This is a genomic window from Paenibacillus sp. Marseille-Q4541 (assembly GCF_018310695.1).
Lineage (GTDB): Bacteria > Bacillota > Bacilli > Paenibacillales > Paenibacillaceae > Paenibacillus.
This window is the reverse complement of record NZ_JAGXCY010000080.1, coordinates 1-1,051: the sequence shown is the minus strand read 5'-3', so window position 1 is coordinate 1,051 and position 1,051 is coordinate 1. Positions and strand designations below refer to the sequence as shown.

1 rRNA gene is annotated in these 1,051 nt (G+C 53.0%); it reads right to left on the bottom strand.

Annotation, left to right across the window (positions count from 1 at the left end):
• A 23S ribosomal RNA gene (locus KFT32_RS27105) occupies positions 1–1,051 on the bottom strand; the annotation flags it as partial.

Genomic DNA, 1,051 nt, shown 5'->3' with positions numbered 1-1,051 from the left:
TAGGAGGCGACCGCCCCAGTCAAACTGCCCACCTGACACTGTCCTCGCACCGGATCACGGTACCAAGTTAGAACCTAGATACGATCAGGGTGGTATCCCAACGTTGCCTCCACACAAGCTGGCGCTCATGCTTCTTAGGCTCCCACCTATCCTGTACAGATCGTACCCAAATCCAATATCAAGTTGCAGTAAAGCTCCATGGGGTCTTTCCGTCTTGTCGCGGGTAACCTGCATCTTCACAGGTATTAAAATTTCACCGGATCTCTCGTTGAGACAGCGCCCAAGTCGTTACGCCATTCGTGCGGGTCAGAATTTACCTGACAAGGAATTTCGCTACCTTAGGACCGTTATAGTTACGGCCGCCGTTTACTGGGGCTTCGGTTCATAGCTTCGGATTGCTCCTAACCACTCCCCTTAACCTTCCAGCACCGGGCAGGCGTCAGCCCGTATACTTCGCCTTGCGGCTTCGCACAGACCTGTGTTTTTGCTAAACAGTCGCTTGGGCCTTTTCACTGCGACCCCCTCGTGCTATTCACACTACCGGGGTACCCCTTCTCCCGAAGTTACGGGGTCATTTTGCCGAGTTCCTTAACGAGAGTTCTTCCGCGCGCCTTAGAATTCTCTTCTCACCTACCTGTGTCGGTTTACGGTACGGGCACCTTCATCTGGCTAGAGGCTTTTCTTGGCAGTCTGAGATCATGACCTTCGCTACTGTAATTTTCACTCCCCATCACAGCCCAGCCTTAAGATGTGCGGATTTGCCTACACATCAGCCTCACTGCTTGGACAGACATCCATCAGTCTGCGTCACTACCCTACTGCGTCCCCCCATCGCTCGTAACGATTTACGGTGGTACAGGAATTTCGACCTGTTGTCCTTCGACTACGCCTTTCGGCCTCGCCTTAGGTCCCGACTTACCCTGAGCGGACGAGCCTTCCTCAGGAACCCTTAGGTTTTCGGCGGATCAGATTCTCACTGATCTTTTCGTTACTCATACCGGCATTCTCACTTGTATACAGTCCAGCAGTCCTTCCGGTCTACCTTCAACCC